The 13,637-nt window shown below is 70.4% G+C and carries 12 protein-coding genes; 2 read left to right on the top strand and 10 right to left on the bottom strand.

Annotation, left to right across the window (positions count from 1 at the left end):
• Positions 1–9: 9 nt before the first annotated feature.
• Genes ACWGJY_RS17785 through ACWGJY_RS17770 form a run of 4 tightly spaced genes read right to left on the bottom strand, consistent with a single transcriptional unit; the run spans position 10 to position 4,937 of the window.
• Positions 10–1,734: a dihydroxyacetone kinase family protein gene (locus ACWGJY_RS17785; protein ID WP_453261731.1), complete on the bottom strand. Its 1,725-nt coding sequence runs from the start codon at positions 1,732–1,734 to the stop codon at positions 10–12.
• A gap of 34 nt (positions 1,735–1,768) precedes the next feature.
• Positions 1,769–3,223, bottom strand: a complete 1,455-nt coding sequence (locus ACWGJY_RS17780) for an FGGY family carbohydrate kinase (RefSeq protein ID WP_453261730.1) — start codon at positions 3,221–3,223, stop codon at positions 1,769–1,771.
• Positions 3,220–4,269 carry a 2-hydroxyacid dehydrogenase gene (locus tag ACWGJY_RS17775; RefSeq protein ID WP_453261729.1) on the bottom strand — a complete coding sequence of 350 codons (1,050 nt, stop codon included), beginning with the start codon at positions 4,267–4,269 and terminating at the stop codon, positions 3,220–3,222. Before ACWGJY_RS17775 ends, ACWGJY_RS17780 begins: the two co-directional genes overlap by 4 nt.
• On the bottom strand, positions 4,266–4,937 hold the full coding sequence (locus tag ACWGJY_RS17770) for an HAD family hydrolase (RefSeq protein ID WP_453261728.1): 672 nt from the start codon (positions 4,935–4,937) through the stop codon (positions 4,266–4,268). Before ACWGJY_RS17770 ends, ACWGJY_RS17775 begins: the two co-directional genes overlap by 4 nt.
• 129 nt (positions 4,938–5,066) lie before the next feature.
• On the opposite strand from ACWGJY_RS17770, the gene ACWGJY_RS17765 reads away from it, so the two are divergent.
• Together ACWGJY_RS17765 and ACWGJY_RS17760 are read left to right on the top strand one after the other, a co-directional pair.
• Positions 5,067–5,852, top strand: coding sequence for a DeoR/GlpR family DNA-binding transcription regulator (locus ACWGJY_RS17765; protein ID WP_453261727.1), 786 nt, complete (start codon positions 5,067–5,069; stop codon positions 5,850–5,852).
• A gap of 210 nt (positions 5,853–6,062) precedes the next feature.
• The gene (locus ACWGJY_RS17760) at positions 6,063–7,385 is read left to right on the top strand and encodes an MFS transporter (RefSeq protein ID WP_453261726.1); all 1,323 of its coding nucleotides are present in this window, start codon (positions 6,063–6,065) and stop codon (positions 7,383–7,385) included.
• A gap of 131 nt (positions 7,386–7,516) precedes the next feature.
• On the opposite strand, the gene ACWGJY_RS17755 is transcribed toward ACWGJY_RS17760, so the two are convergent.
• The 6 genes from ACWGJY_RS17755 to ACWGJY_RS17730 all read right to left on the bottom strand — a co-directional run bounded on the left by ACWGJY_RS17755 (position 7,517) and on the right by ACWGJY_RS17730 (position 13,538).
• On the bottom strand, positions 7,517–8,089 hold the full coding sequence (locus ACWGJY_RS17755; RefSeq protein WP_453261725.1) for a hypothetical protein: 573 nt from the start codon (positions 8,087–8,089) through the stop codon (positions 7,517–7,519).
• Complete coding sequence (locus tag ACWGJY_RS17750) at positions 8,086–9,207, bottom strand: ROK family glucokinase (RefSeq protein WP_453261724.1); 1,122 nt, start codon at positions 9,205–9,207, stop codon at positions 8,086–8,088. Before ACWGJY_RS17750 ends, ACWGJY_RS17755 begins: the two co-directional genes overlap by 4 nt.
• 230 nt (positions 9,208–9,437) lie before the next feature.
• On the bottom strand, positions 9,438–10,247 hold the full coding sequence (locus ACWGJY_RS17745; RefSeq protein ID WP_453261723.1) for an ATP-binding cassette domain-containing protein: 810 nt from the start codon (positions 10,245–10,247) through the stop codon (positions 9,438–9,440).
• Entirely contained in the window at positions 10,244–11,317 is a 1,074-nt protein-coding gene (locus ACWGJY_RS17740) for an ABC transporter permease (RefSeq protein ID WP_453261722.1), read from the bottom strand. Before ACWGJY_RS17740 ends, ACWGJY_RS17745 begins: the two co-directional genes overlap by 4 nt.
• The gene (locus ACWGJY_RS17735; RefSeq protein ID WP_453261721.1) at positions 11,314–12,327 is read right to left on the bottom strand and encodes a sugar ABC transporter substrate-binding protein; all 1,014 of its coding nucleotides are present in this window, start codon (positions 12,325–12,327) and stop codon (positions 11,314–11,316) included. The genes ACWGJY_RS17740 and ACWGJY_RS17735 overlap by 4 nt, the downstream gene beginning before the upstream one ends.
• A gap of 188 nt (positions 12,328–12,515) precedes the next feature.
• Positions 12,516–13,538 carry a sugar ABC transporter substrate-binding protein gene (locus ACWGJY_RS17730; RefSeq protein WP_453261720.1) on the bottom strand — a complete coding sequence of 341 codons (1,023 nt, stop codon included), beginning with the start codon at positions 13,536–13,538 and terminating at the stop codon, positions 12,516–12,518.
• Positions 13,539–13,637 lie beyond the last annotated feature (99 nt).

The following is a 13,637-nucleotide window of genomic DNA, read 5'->3' as shown; positions in this document are numbered from 1 at the left end:
CGTGGTTCCTTAGCGCTTCGGGTGGTCGGCCACGGCTTCGAGCACCATGGCGAGGGAGATGGCCCCGGGGTCGGGGGTGCCGAGGCTGCGCTCGGCCAGCGGGCGGGCGCGGCCGAGCCTCGGGCGCAGTTCGGCGGTGGCCTCGGCGGCGGTACGGGAGTCGGCGGCGGCCTGGGCGAAGGCGCCGGCCACCGGGTCGCCTGCCGTGATACGCCGGGTGAATGCGGCGACGAACGGCTGGAGCGCGTCGACCAGGGTCTTGTCGCCCGGCTCTGCCTTGCCGAGGGAGGTGATGGTGGCAAGCGCCAGCTCGGCCCCGGCCGCCAACTCCTTGGGTTCGGCGGCCCGGTCGGCGGGCAGCGCGGAGCCGAGTGCCCGCAGCGCGGCACCCCACAGGGCGCCGGAGGTGCCGCCCGCGTCGGCCGCCCAGGCGTCACCGGCGGTGCCGAGCAGCGCGGCGGGCGCGGCATGCTCGGCGTGCGCCCGTTCGGCGGCGGTGAGGGCCGCGTCCACGCCCTTGCACATACCGCGCCCGTGGTCGCCGTCCCCGGCCACCGCATCGAGGCGGCCGAGGGTTTCCTCCTGCTCGTGCAGCACGCGGTGGGCGGCGCGCAGTGCCCGTACGGCGCGGTCCGCGGTCTGCGCGGCGGCGCCGGTGGCGGTGGGGAGAGGGGCGGCCACGGAGGCACGGCGGCCGGGGTGCGAGTGCGGTGCCTCCGCGGCCGGTTCGGCGGGGTGCACCGTTCCGCGGCGGTAGGCCGGGGTGTCGGCGGGGGCGAGCCACAGGCGTTCCAGCTCGTCGTCGAGCCAGGTCAGGGTGAGGGAGCAGCCGGCCATGTCGAGACTGGTGACGAGCTCGCCGACCTCGGGGCGTACGGGTTCGAGCCCCGCCTCGGCCAGGAGGCGGGAGACGCCGGCCCACAGGACGTACAGCTCCTCGTATTTGGTGGCGCCGAGGCCGTTGAGGAGGACGGCGACGCGGGGGCCGGCGTGCGGGGGGCGTTCGGCCAGCAGTCCGTCGACGAGGGTGCGTGCCAGATCGTGCGCGGAGGTCAACTCGCTTTCGCTGACGCCGGGTTCGCCGTGGATGCCGAGGCCCAGGCCGAGTGTGCCGTCGGGGACGGTGAACAGCGGATCGGACTGGCCCGGCAGAGTGCAGCCCGCGAAGGCGACGCCGAGGGTGCGGGTGCGGGCATTGGTGCGGTCCGCGATCCGTACCACCTCGTCGAGCGAGGCGCCTTCCTCGGCGGCGGCGCTCGCCGTCTTGAACACCACAAAACCGCCCGCTATGCCGCGCCGGCGAGCGAGCTCGCCGGCGGGGGCGGAGGCGATGTCGTCGGTGACCGCGAAGCACTGTGCGGGGATGCCGTCGGCGGTCAGCCGCTGGGCGGCGAGGCCGAAGTTCATCACGTCCCCGGCGTAGTTGCCGAAGAGGAAGAGGATTCCGCCGCCGGTTTCGGCCTCGACGGCCACCGCGTGGGCGCGGTCGGCGGACGGTGAGGTGAAGATGTTCCCGATCACCGAGCCGTCGGCGAAGCCGGGGCCGACGACACCGCAGAACGCGGGGTAGTGGCCGCTGCCGCCGCCGGTGAGGACGGCGACCTTGCCGGGCCGCGGGCGCGCCGCCCGCACGACTCCGCCGGGGACCGCGGTGATGTACTCGGGGTGCGCCGCGGCGAAGCCGGTGACCATGTCGTCGGCGAAGCGCGCCGGGTCGTTGAACAGGCGGGTCATCCAAGGCTCCTAGAGGTGCGCGGGCCGGGTACGGTCATCGCGACCAGCCCTCGCGGGCAATGGCCAGGGTGCGCCGGTAGTCGGCGTAGCCCTGGGCGTAGAACTCGATCGCGTCGGGATCGGCAGTGACGGTACGCCGCTGGGCGCGCCACCGGTCGGCGTCGACGGGCTGCCCGAGGGCTTCCCAGGCGACCTGGGCGGCACCGCGGATGCCGACGGCGTCGTCGCAGACGTACAGATCGGTGCCGAGGACGCCGGCGACGATGCGGGCCCATTCGGCGGACCGGGCGCCGCCGCCGCAGGCGGTGACGGCTCCGGTGACGCCCAGCGTCTCCATACAGTGCCGGGCGGAGTACGCCACGGACTCACACAGGGCACGGATGACATCGGCGCGGGAGGTCAGCGGGGACAGGCCGTCCAGCCGGCCCCGGGCGCGGGCGTCGACGAACGGGGCGCGTTCACCGCTGGCGGACAGGAACGGCAGGGCGGTCACCCCGCCCGCGCCCAGGGGCGAGGTGGTCAGCAGGGCGTCGAGTTCGACGATCCGGACGCCCAGCAGCTTCAGCAGCCAGTCGAGCCCGGCGGTGCCGATCATGGCGGGCATCACTCGCAGATAGCGCTGCTCGTAAGGGGTGGCGAGCAGCATGCCGGCGGGCTCGTCGCCGGGTGCCGGGGACGGGTCGTCGGTGAGCATCTGGCTGGCGAGCGTCGTCCCGATGATCAGGTTGCCGTCGCCGGGTCGGGCGAGGCCGGAGCCGAATCCGCAGGCGGGGATGTCGAACGGGCCCGCGGAAACGGGCAGTCCGGGCGGCAGGTCGAGCTGGGCGGCCACCTCCGGCAGGAGGGTGAAGAGCGTGCCGGGCGGCGCGGGCTCGGCGAGCAGCCGCCGGCCGGAGCTCAGGCCGCACAAGTCGAGGGCCGCTTCGTCGTACGTGCGGGTGGCGACGTTCAGGAACGGCTGGGAGGCGTCGGAGGCGTCGACGGTGATCTCGCCGGTGAAGCGCTGGACGATGGCGTCCACGCAGTATCCGGCGACAGCGGCGTCGGCCAAGCGCTCCGGCTCGTGCTTGGCCAGGTGGGCAAGGAGCGGGGCGGCCGAGCCGGGGAACATCCCGGCGCCGGTGCGCTGGTGGACGTGCTGGGCGACGCCGTCGGCCGTCCAGCCGTCCAGGATGCCGGCGGCGCGGCCGTCCATCCACGAGAGGGCACGGCCGACGCTCGCTCCGGCGGCGTCGCGCAGCCACAGCCCGTCGCCCTGCCCGGTCAGTGCCAGCGCCTCGATGGGCCGGCCGAGCCGCCGGGCGTCGGCGACCGCCGCCCGAACCACGGTGACGACGGTGCCGATGACCTCGTCCAGGTCCTGCTCGACGCGGTTCCCCGGCAGCGTGTAGACGGTGCTGCGGGCCTCGTGGGCGGGGGTGGTGTGGCCGTCCCGGCCGATCAGCTGGGCTTTGGTGACGGAGGTGCCGACATCGACTCCGACGATCATCGTGCACCCCCTGGGAGCACTTCGGGGTTGGCGACGAACGCCAGCGGCTCGCCGCGCAGGAAGCGGGCAGCCTCACCGGCACTGATGGCGGCGGCGCGGTGGGCGGTCTGGCGGGTGGCACCGGCCAGGTGCGGGGTGGTGATGACGTGGGGGGCGCGGTGCAACGGCCAGTCGGCGGGCGGCGGTTCGATGTCGTAGACGTCGAGGGCGAGGGCGCCGAGGCGGCCGGTCTCCAGGAGGGTGGGCAGCGGTGCGTAGTCGAGGAGGCCGCCGCGCGCGGAGTTGACCAGGACCGCACCCTCGGGCAGGAGGCCGAGGTTGTCGGCGTTGAGCAGGTGCCGTGTCTCGGGGGTGAGCCGCGCGTGCAGGCTCACGACGGCGCTGCGGCGCAGGAGTTCGTCGAGGGCGACCAGTTCGACCCCGTCGGCGGCGGCCCTGGCCGGATCGGTGTACGGGTCGGCGACCAGGACGTGGGAGCCGAAGGCGCGCAGTACACGGGCGACGATCGAGCCGATGGCGCCGTAGCCGACCAGGCCGACGGTGGTGCCGTCGAGTTCGAGGCCTGCGTTGTCGTAGGCGTAGTAGTCGCCGCGCCAGATGCCCTTCTTCAGCTCGGTGTCGGCGGCCGGGATACGGCGCAGGGCGGCGAGCATCAGGCCGATGGCGAATTCGGCGGCCGCGGCGGCGTTGCGGCCCGGGGCGTAGGAGACCACGACGCCGGCCTTGGTGGCGGCGGCGAGATCGACGTTGACGGGGCCGCCCCGGCAGACGCTGATCAGCTTGAGCGCGGACGCCTGCTCGATGACCTTGGCGGTGAACGGTGCCATCTGGGTGACGGCGATCTCGGCATCGCCCAGGGCTGCCAGGACGTCGTCCTCGGTGCCGCTGGCCTCGTCGACGCCCCCGACCGGGCCGAACGGGGTGACCGGCCAGGGAGAACGCAGGGTGCGGAAAGCGAGGTCGGTGCCGGGGGCGGCGTCCCGCAGTGCGTCGATGAACAGTTCCGGGGCGACGAATTCATCGCCCGCTGCGAGGACCTGGGTCATGCCCGGTCACCTTCCTTCAGCTGGCTGATCAGGTAGCGGCGTACGGCGTCATGGTCGGCGGCGCTGAATCGGGCCGCGGCGAGCGCGTCGGCGGCCGGCGGGTACTGGGGATTGGGGATGGCTACCACGGTCATCCCCGCTGCGGCAGCGGCGCGCAGGCCATTGCTGGAGTCCTCGACGGCCAGGCAGTCCTCGGCGGGCACACCCAGCTTCGCCGCGGCGGCCAGATACACATCCGGGCTGGGCTTGCCGCGGGCCACCTCGGCGCTGGAGACCGTCGCTTTGAAGTAGTGGTCGATGCCATGGTGCACCAGTACCCCGTCGATCATCCGGCGCGGCGCGGAGGAGGCGAGCGCGATCGGCGCGCAGGTCGCCACCTCAGCCACCATCGCGCGCGCGCCGGGCAACAGGTCTATACGGCCCTGCTCCAGGGCGTGGACCATGCCGTCGACCACTGCCCGCTCGGTGGCCTCGATGCTCTCGCCGCCACCGGCGAACGTGGTGAGGAAGGCGGCCCACTCGGGAGCGCTCATGCCCTGGCAGCTCTTGGTCTGCTCGGGCCCCCACGTCGCGCCGCGTTCGGCTGCGAAGGCCGTCCACAGCTCCTCCCACAGGTGCTCGCTCTCGACGAGCACGCCGTCCATGTCAAATACCACTGCTTCGGCCACGGTCGGCACTCCTTAACATCGCGGGTCCCCTCTCAAATTAACGTCGAACGAGTTAATTGTCATCACTCAACTGATGAAAATATCGACCTGAGGATGCCCCGCCCGGCCGGGCGGGGCAGGATGGCCCCTATGACCAACGAGGGAAAACGTGCCCGCCGCCAGCAGCGACAGCAGCAGATCATCGACCATGTGGTCGCACGCGGGGACGCTACTGCGGCCGACCTGGCGGAGCTGACCGGCGTCAGCCTGATGACCGTGCACCGGGACATCACTGAACTGGTAGAACGCGGCATCCTGCGCAAGTACCACGGCGGCGTCTCGGCGCAGCCTTCCACGGTCTTCGAGTCCAGCTCCGACTACCGGCTGCACTCCCATGTGACGGACAAGAACGCCCTGGCCAAGGAGGCGCTGAAGTTCATCACGCCGGGCATGTCCCTGATGCTCGACGACTCGACCAGCGCCCTGGCGTTGGCCAGGCTGCTGCCGGAGGCGGGGCCGCTGACCGTGGTGACCAACTACCGCCTGATCACTGAGGAGTTGCGAGACGCGGAGGACATCCGGCTGATGTGCATCGGCGGGGAGTACTCCCGTACCCACGACTCGTGGGTCGGACTGCCCGCACTGGAGATGATCGCGGGCTTCTCCGTGGACCTCACCGTGCTGTCCACCTCGGCGATGACGGCCACCATGACGTTCCACCAGGAACAGGAGATCGTCGCGGTCAAACGGGCGATGCGGGTCGCCGGTGCGCGCAGCGTGCTGCTCATGGACAGCAGCAAGGTCGGCCGCAGTGCGCTGCACCGGCTGGTCGGCGTGGAGACCTTCGACCATGTGCTGCTGACCGGCCCGATCGAGGCCGATCTGCTGGCGTCCATGAGCAAGCTGACCGATGTCCGGGTGGTCGACACCGACTGAGCGGACGCCCCCGGCGCTCGGCTCGGGGAGCGCCGCCGGTTCGAGGCCGACAGCGCAACACCTGGGAAACGATTCAGTCGATATTTTTAACGCAACTATTGATATTTTCCATACGGGTACTGACCCTGTAGGTGCCGACAGGTTCCCCTCGAACCTCGCGCTTCGCATACGGCCCCCGGCCGTCCGGACACCTACGCAAGGAGGCGCCCCGTGGGTTCCACGCCCCCCATCCCCAGCGGGCCATCACCCAAGCTGACCGAGCGGCTCGGTATACCGCACTCCCTGACCTGGGGTTTTCTGGGCCTGCTGTTCTTCATGGTCGGTGACGGTGTCGAGTCCGGCTATCTCTCGCCGTATCTGACCGACCACGGGCTCTCCACGCAGCGGGTCGCCCTGCTGCTGTCCGCTTACGGCATCACCGCCGCCGTCGCCGCATGGGCCTCCGGCGCTCTGTCCGAGCTGTGGGGGCCGCGCCGTGTGATGTGGGCCGGACTCGGCATCTGGGGGGTGTGCCAGGTGTTCTTCCTCGCGTTCGGCGTCGCGACCTTCAACTACCCGATCATGCTCGCCACTTATACGCTCCGCGGCTTCGGCTATCCTCTCTTCGCCTTCGGATTCCTGGTCTGGATCACTTCCGCGACGCCCCGGCACCGGCTGGGCACCGCCGTGGGGTGGTTCTGGTTCGCGTTCACCGGTGGCCTGCCCACCCTCGGCTCACTGTTCGCCAAGGCGGCCATCCCCGTCGTCGGCCAGTACACCACCCTGTGGCTCTCCCTCGGCCTCGTCGTCCTCGGCGGCGCCATCGCCCTCCTGGGGGTCCGCGAACCGCACGGCGCGATGCGCGCCGAAGGACATCCCGTCGCCACCCTGCTCAAGAGCATCACCATCATCTGGCAGCAGCCCAAGATCGGCGTCGGAGGCCTCGTTCGCGCCATCAACACCGCCCCCGAGTTCGGCTTCCTGGTCTTCCTCCCGCTCTTCTTCACCAAGACCGTTGGCTTCTCGCTGGGCTCCTGGCTGACGATTCTCAGCGCGATGTTCACGAGCAACATCATCTGGAACCTGCTGTTCGGGGTGATCGGCGACAAGCTCGGCTGGCGCCGCACCGTGGCGTACTGCGGCGGCCTCGGCTGCGCGGTCAGCACCCTGCTGCTGTACTACGTGCCGGTCGCCGCCGGCGCAAACATGGGGATCGCACTCCTCGTGAGCGTGCTCTACGGCGCCGCCCTCGCCGGATACGTCCCGCTCTCCGCGCTGATGCCGTCGCTCTCCCCGGAACACAAGGGCGCGGCGATGTCCATACTCAACCTCGGCGCCGGGCTCAGTACCTTCATCGGCCCGGCCATCGTCGGTCTGGCCATCGGCCCGTTCGGCGTCGAGGGCGTCATATGGATCTTCGTGATCCTCTACGTCATCAGCGCGGTCCTCGCCCTCTTCCTGCGACTGCCCTCCGAGGAGCCGGCCCTGGCCGCCGGCCAAGAGCCCGCCGCCGGCCGGGACAGCGCGCCGCCGGCCGAGCCCGTCAGCCGCTGAGGCACTCGACGTGCTTCGGCTCAGCGGCCCGCCCCGCTGGGCCGAAGCGCGTCAGGCCTCGGTCGCCATCGGATACGAACCGGGAGCAATCCGGCACCGGACCCCGGACCGGGGTCCGGGCCGGGGTCCGCTCAGAACTTCACGGTCGAGACGGTGTAGACGACGGGGTGCCCCGGCTCGTCGTAGTTGACCATGATCCGCTGGTACGGGTGCGGTGCCTTGCCCGTGGCCGTCGTACCGGTCCACGGCACGTCGGTGCCGAAGTCCCAGCCGACCTTCGCCGCCTGTTCGGGCGGGATCGTCTGCTGGTTCTTCTTGAGGGCGGCGGTGCTGGTGCCGACCGCGTTGAGGTAGTGCTCAAGCCCCCACTCGTTGGTCCTGAACTGCACGAACAGCGAGCTGGTCTGCCAGGAGTTGGTCTCGTAGTAGTAGACCGGGGTGGAGCCGATCGGCACCGGGACGTTGTAGATCCGCTGCTGGACCTTGGAGGGGAAGGCGTTCGTCAGGCCGGTGGCGGCGGCCTCGGCCTCCTTGCCCTCGCCGCTGTTCCGGCTCTGTTCGGCGGAGATGACGATATAGCCGGCCGGGATCGCGATCAGCAGAAAGACGATCAGCGCCATCAGCACCGGACGCCGGCGCTTGACGCGGGACGGCGGGACGGGGTGCGTGTCGTCGTGCACGGTGTGCAGGTCGGTGTCGGTCATCGGCGGCCCGCCCGTTCGTAGCGTTCGTAGCGCTCGACGCGGCGCCGGTTGGCGCGCCGGAAGCGGCGGGCCACCAGGCGGGCCAGGTCGGCGGCGCCGACCATACCGGCCTCGGGGCCCAGCTGCGCCTTGGTGAGGGTGGCTTCGGGACGGTAGCCGCGGCCGGTGAGATTACGCCGGAAGGCGTCCCTGGCCGGGCCGATCAGCAGGTCGTCGGCGGCACTGACGCCGCCGCCGATGACGAAGCAGGACGGGTCGAGGGCGGCGGCGAGGTTGGCGATGCCGACGCCGAGCCACTGGCCGATCTCCTGGAGGAGCTCGACGCACATCGCGTCGCCCTCCCGGGCCAGCTCGGTGATCAGCGGTCCGGTGATGTCGCCGATGCGGCCGCCGACCCGCTCGATGATGTTGTACGCGACCGGGGAGTCGGCCGCGGCCAGCTCGCGGGCCTCGCGCACCAGGGCGTTGCCGGAGCTGTACTGCTCCCAGCAGCCGCGGTTGCCGCACGGGCAGCGGTGGCCGCCGGGGACGACCTGCATATGACCGAATTCACCGGCCACGCCGTACTTGCCTCGCTTGACCGCGCCGTCCTCCAGGATCGCGCCGCCGATGCCCGTACCGAGCGTGATCATGACGAGGTGGTCCTCGCCGCGGCCGGCGCCGAAGCGCCACTCCGCCCAGGCGGCGGTGTTGGCGTCGTTGTCGACCATGACCGGGACCGCGAGACGGCCGGCGAGGCGGTCCCGCAGCGGCTCGTTGCGCCAGTTCAGATGCGGCGCGAAGAGCACCTTGCTGCGGTCCGCGTCGACCCAGCCGGCCGCGCCGATGCCGACCGCGTGGACGTCGTGCCGGTCGGAGAGGTCGAGCACCAGCTCGGTGATGGTGTCCTCGACGACCTTGGGGCTCTTGGACTTGTCCGGCGTCTCGGTGCGGACCTTCTCCAGGATGGTGCCGTCGGCGTCGACGACGCCCGCCATGACCTTGGTGCCACCGATGTCGATGCCGACGGTGGGCACCCGGGGGGCGGTCAGATGCGAGCGCCGCTCACGGGCGCCGACCGTGCGCAGCACGGTGGCTCTGGCGGATCCCCGGTGGACCCGGTCCCGGTACATGCTCATCGCCCCACCTCTTCGCCGTTGCTCCCCCACTGCCTCATGGGCGTGGGTGGTACCCCCATGCGGCGGCTGTGTGCTCGCAAGAGTCGTCTCGTCCCTGCGGGGTCTCGGGAGGCCGGGGCCTCGATGTGCTGGTTCGGTGCGATTGTGCATCACCGGCGGCATCCGGCGCACCGCGACGAAGAGTAATGCGCCCCGCGCGGCCCGGGGGCCTGCGCGGGGCGCGGTGATGATCACTCGGGCCGGTGACCGCCGGGGAATTCCGGAGTCGCGCTCCGGGCCAGCTCATGGCTGAGCTGTTCCAGCTCGCTGCCGCCCGCCATTTGGCGGGTCAGCTCTTCCAGGGCGATATCCGATTTTGCGTGGCTGCCGGCCATCGTGCCGCGTTTGAGGAGCACAAAGCGGTCGCCGACGAGGTAGGCGTGGTGCGGGTTGTGGGTGATCAACACCACGCCGAGTCCGGCGTCCCGCGCGGCCGCGACGTACTTGAGGACAACACCGGACTGCTTGACGCCCAGTGCCGCCGTCGGCTCGTCCAGGACGAGGACCTTGGCGCCGAAGTACACGGCGCGGGCGATGGCGACGCACTGCCGTTCGCCACCCGAGAGGGTGCCGATGGGCTGGTCGACATCGCGCAGGTCGATACCCATCCGCAGCAGCTCGCTGCGGGTGGTCTCGCGCATCGTACGGACGTCGAGCCGCTTGAAGGGGCCGGCACCGGTGGTGGGCTCGGAGCCGAGGAAGAAGTTCCGCCACACCGGCATCAGGGGGACGACGGCCAGGTCCTGGTAGACGGTGGCGATCCCGCGGTCCAGGGCCTCGCGCGGGGAGGAGAGGCTGGTCTCCTCCCCGTCGATGGTGAAGGTACCGGCGTCGTGCCGGTGCAGCCCCGCGATGATCTTGATGAGGGTGGATTTGCCGGCGCCGTTGTCGCCGAGCACACAGGAGATCTCCCCCGCGTGCACCTCCAGGGACACGCCTTCCAGTGCCCGGACATTGCCGTAGTACTTGCTGACGTCGGCCAGCTCGACCAGCGCTGTCATGCCTTTTCCTCCGCCCGCTTGCGGACCCATGCGTTCAGGAGTGTGGCGAGCAGCAGCATCGCGCCGAGGAAGAACTTGTACCAGTCCGGATTCCACTGTGCGTAGACGATGCCCTTGCTGGCCATGCCGAAGATGAAGGCGCCGACCGCGGCACCGATCGCCGAGCCGAAGCCGCCGGTCATCAGACAGCCGCCGACCGCCGCGGCGATGATGTAGAGGAATTCATTGCCCACACCGTCGCCGGACTGGATCGCGTCGTACGAGAACAGCAGATGCTGGCCGGAGACCCAGGCGGCGAAGGCGACGCCCATGTAGAGGCCGATCTTGGTCTTGGTGACCGGGACACCGACGGCCCGCGCGGCATCGGCGTTGCCGCCGACCGCGAAGATCCAGTTGCCGACGCGGGTGCGCAACAGGATCCAGGTGGCGAGGGCGACCAGCACGATCCACCACAGGATGGTGATCTGGATGTCGACGTTGCCGAGGGTCAGATGCGAGGCGAAGAGTTTACGGGCCGAGTCGAAGCCCTCCATGTCGGCGATGGACTTCGTCGAGACGGTGCCGCTGATCAGCTTGGTGAAGCCGAGGTTGAGCCCCGTGAGCATGAAGAAGGTGCCGAGCGTGATGATGAAGCTGGGCAGTTTTGTACGGGTCAGCAGCAGCCCGTTGAAGGCCCCGATGGCCAGCGTGACCAGCAGGGACACCCCGACGCCCACCCAGGTGTTGGCCGTCATCTGGTAGCTGACCATCGACGAGATCAGTGCCGAGCTGACGACCATGACACCGGCCGAGAGATCGAATTCCCCGCCGATCATCAGCAGCGCCACCGGCACGGCCATGATGCCGATCGTCGAGGACGCATAGAGCACGGTGGAGAGGCTGGAGGCCCGCAGGAACGGTTCGGCGACGAGGGAGAAGAACACGAAGACGGCGGCGGCACCGACGACCGAGCCCAGTTCGGGGCGGCCCATCAGCCGGCGCGCCAGGGAGCGGTGCAGCAGCCGTTCGTCGCCGGCGGTCCTGGCGGGCGGGCCCGCGGGCTCCAGCGGCGGTGCGTCGGTGCGGCTCATCGGGTGCCCCGCTTCGTGTAGTCCTGCAGCGCGGCGGCGTCCTTCTTGGTGATCACCTGGGGGCCCGTGAGCACCGGCTTCCCGCCGCCGAGGACGTCGGAGTTGTATTTGTGGAGCCACAGCAGGTCGACCGCCTCGTAACCCTGGAGGTAGGGCTGCTGGTCGACGGCGAAGCCGAGGGAGCCGTCCTTGAGACCGCCCGCGACCTGGGCATTGAGGTCGAAGGTGTCGATCTCGGCCTTGCTGCCGGCCTGCTCCTTGGCCTTGACGGCGGTGGCGGCGAACGGGGCGCCGAGCGTGACGACGGCATCGGTGCCCGGGTCCGCCTGCAGCTTGGACTCGATGGAGGACTGCACATCGGGCATGTTGGTGCCGTCGACGTACAGCTTCTGCAGATCGCCCTTGAAGGTTTTCCTCGCGCCGTCGCAGCGCTGCTCATGGCCGACGTTGCCCTGCTCGTGCAGGACACACAGGGCCTTCTTGCGGCCGCGCTTGTTCAGCTCCTCGCCGACCGCCTCGCCGGCCACCGTCTCGTCCTGACCGATGTGGCTGAGCGCCCCGAACGCCTTGGACTCCTCGGCACCGGAGTTCACCGTGATCACCGGGATGCCGGCCTTCTCGGCCTTGGCTATCACGTCCTTCATGGCGTTGGGCTTGGCGAGCGAGACGATCAGCCCGTCGACCTTCTGGTCGATGTAGGACTGCACCAGCTCGCTCTGCCGCTGGGCCTCCTTGTCATGCCCGTAGACGAACTTGATGTTGTCCTTGACGGCGGCCTGCTGGGCGCCGTTCTGGACGATGTCCCAGAAGGAGTCGCCGTCTCCCGAGTGGGTGACCATCGCGAACGTCCACCTGGAGGTGTTCACCGCGGCCTTGCCGCCGGCGGCCCCGGCGGCGCGTTCCTGCTCGGCGCGCAGGCCTCCGGTGCTGCTGCACCCCGCCAGGGAGGCGCCGAGCAGCACCGCCAGCGCGGCGCCGACGACGCGTCCCCTCCTTCGAACCCGTGCCACCAGGACTCGCCCTTCCCGCTGATGCTGCCGTGTCGGCCGCGTTGGTTGTCTGCGCTGTCCGGACCGGCCGGTCCGGGTGCGTACGGTGTCGTACTCCGCCTGCGGCACCGGTCGGCCTGGCCCAGCCGGCCAAGTATCCGTTACCGGTGATCTGTCCCGGTTCATCGGGTCCCGTCTTCCCTGTGGCCTCACCGGGTGCCCCGCCCGGTGTATTCGGTCAGCTTCGGTACGTCCTTACCGGTGACCAGGGCGGGCCCGGTGAGCACCGGCCTGCCGCCACCGAGCACATCGGCGTTGGCCTTGTGCAGCCAGAGCAGATCCACCGCCTCGTAACCCTGGAGGTAGGGCTGCTGGTCGACGGCGAAGGCGACGTCCTTCGCCTTGAGCAGCTTGACGACGGCGGAGTTCAGGTCGAAGGTCGCGATCTGCGCCGTGCTGCCCGCCTCCTCCTCGGCCTTGACGGATATCGCCGCCATCGGCGCACCGAGCGTGACGATCGCGTCGATGGCCTTGTCGGACTGGAGCTTGGCCTCGACCGAGGACTGCGAGGCCGGCGCGTTGGTCCCGTCGACATCGAGGTTCTCGACCGTCCCGTGGAAGGCCTTGCGGACGCCGGCACAGCGGTCCTCCAGCGACACATTGCCCTGCTCGTGCACGACGCAGAGGGCCTTCTTCCGGTGCCGGCTGTTCAGCTCCGCACCGACCGCCCGCCCGGCCACCGACTCATCCTGCCCGATGTGCGTCAGCGCCCCGTACGCCCGGGAGAACTCACCGCCGGAGTTCACGGTGATGACCGGGATGCCCTGCGCCACGGCCTTGCGGACGGCTGCCTTGACGGCCTGCGGCTTGGCGAGGGTGACGATCAGCCCGTCCACCTTCTGGTCGATGTACGACTGGATCAGCGCGGCCTGCTGGGCGCCCTCCTTGTCGTGGGCGTACAGGAACGTCACGTTGTCCTTGGCTGCCGCCTGCTCCGCGCCGTTCTGCACGATGTCCCAGAAGGTGTCGCCGTCACCGGAGTGGCTGACCATGCCGATGGTCATGCGCGGGGTGCCGGCGCTCTTGCCGGATCCGCCGCCCGCACTCTCGGCCTCCCGGCCGCCGGCGGCGCTGCAGCCGGTGGCCAGTACGACGGTCGCCAGTAAAGCGGCGGCGCCGCGCACCGCCACGCTGCGGACACCGAAGGGGGTAGCCGTACGCACGCCGATCATCGTGGGACCGCCTTTTCTCCCGGCCGCCGGACTGCGGCTGGAGGAGTTTGTAACGGCGCGCGCGAAGCCACGTCAATGGTTTGTCAGAACATTCTGACG

This window comes from Streptomyces sp. NPDC054765 (assembly GCF_053612065.1).
This window is presented reverse-complemented; position numbering and strand designations above follow the sequence as displayed.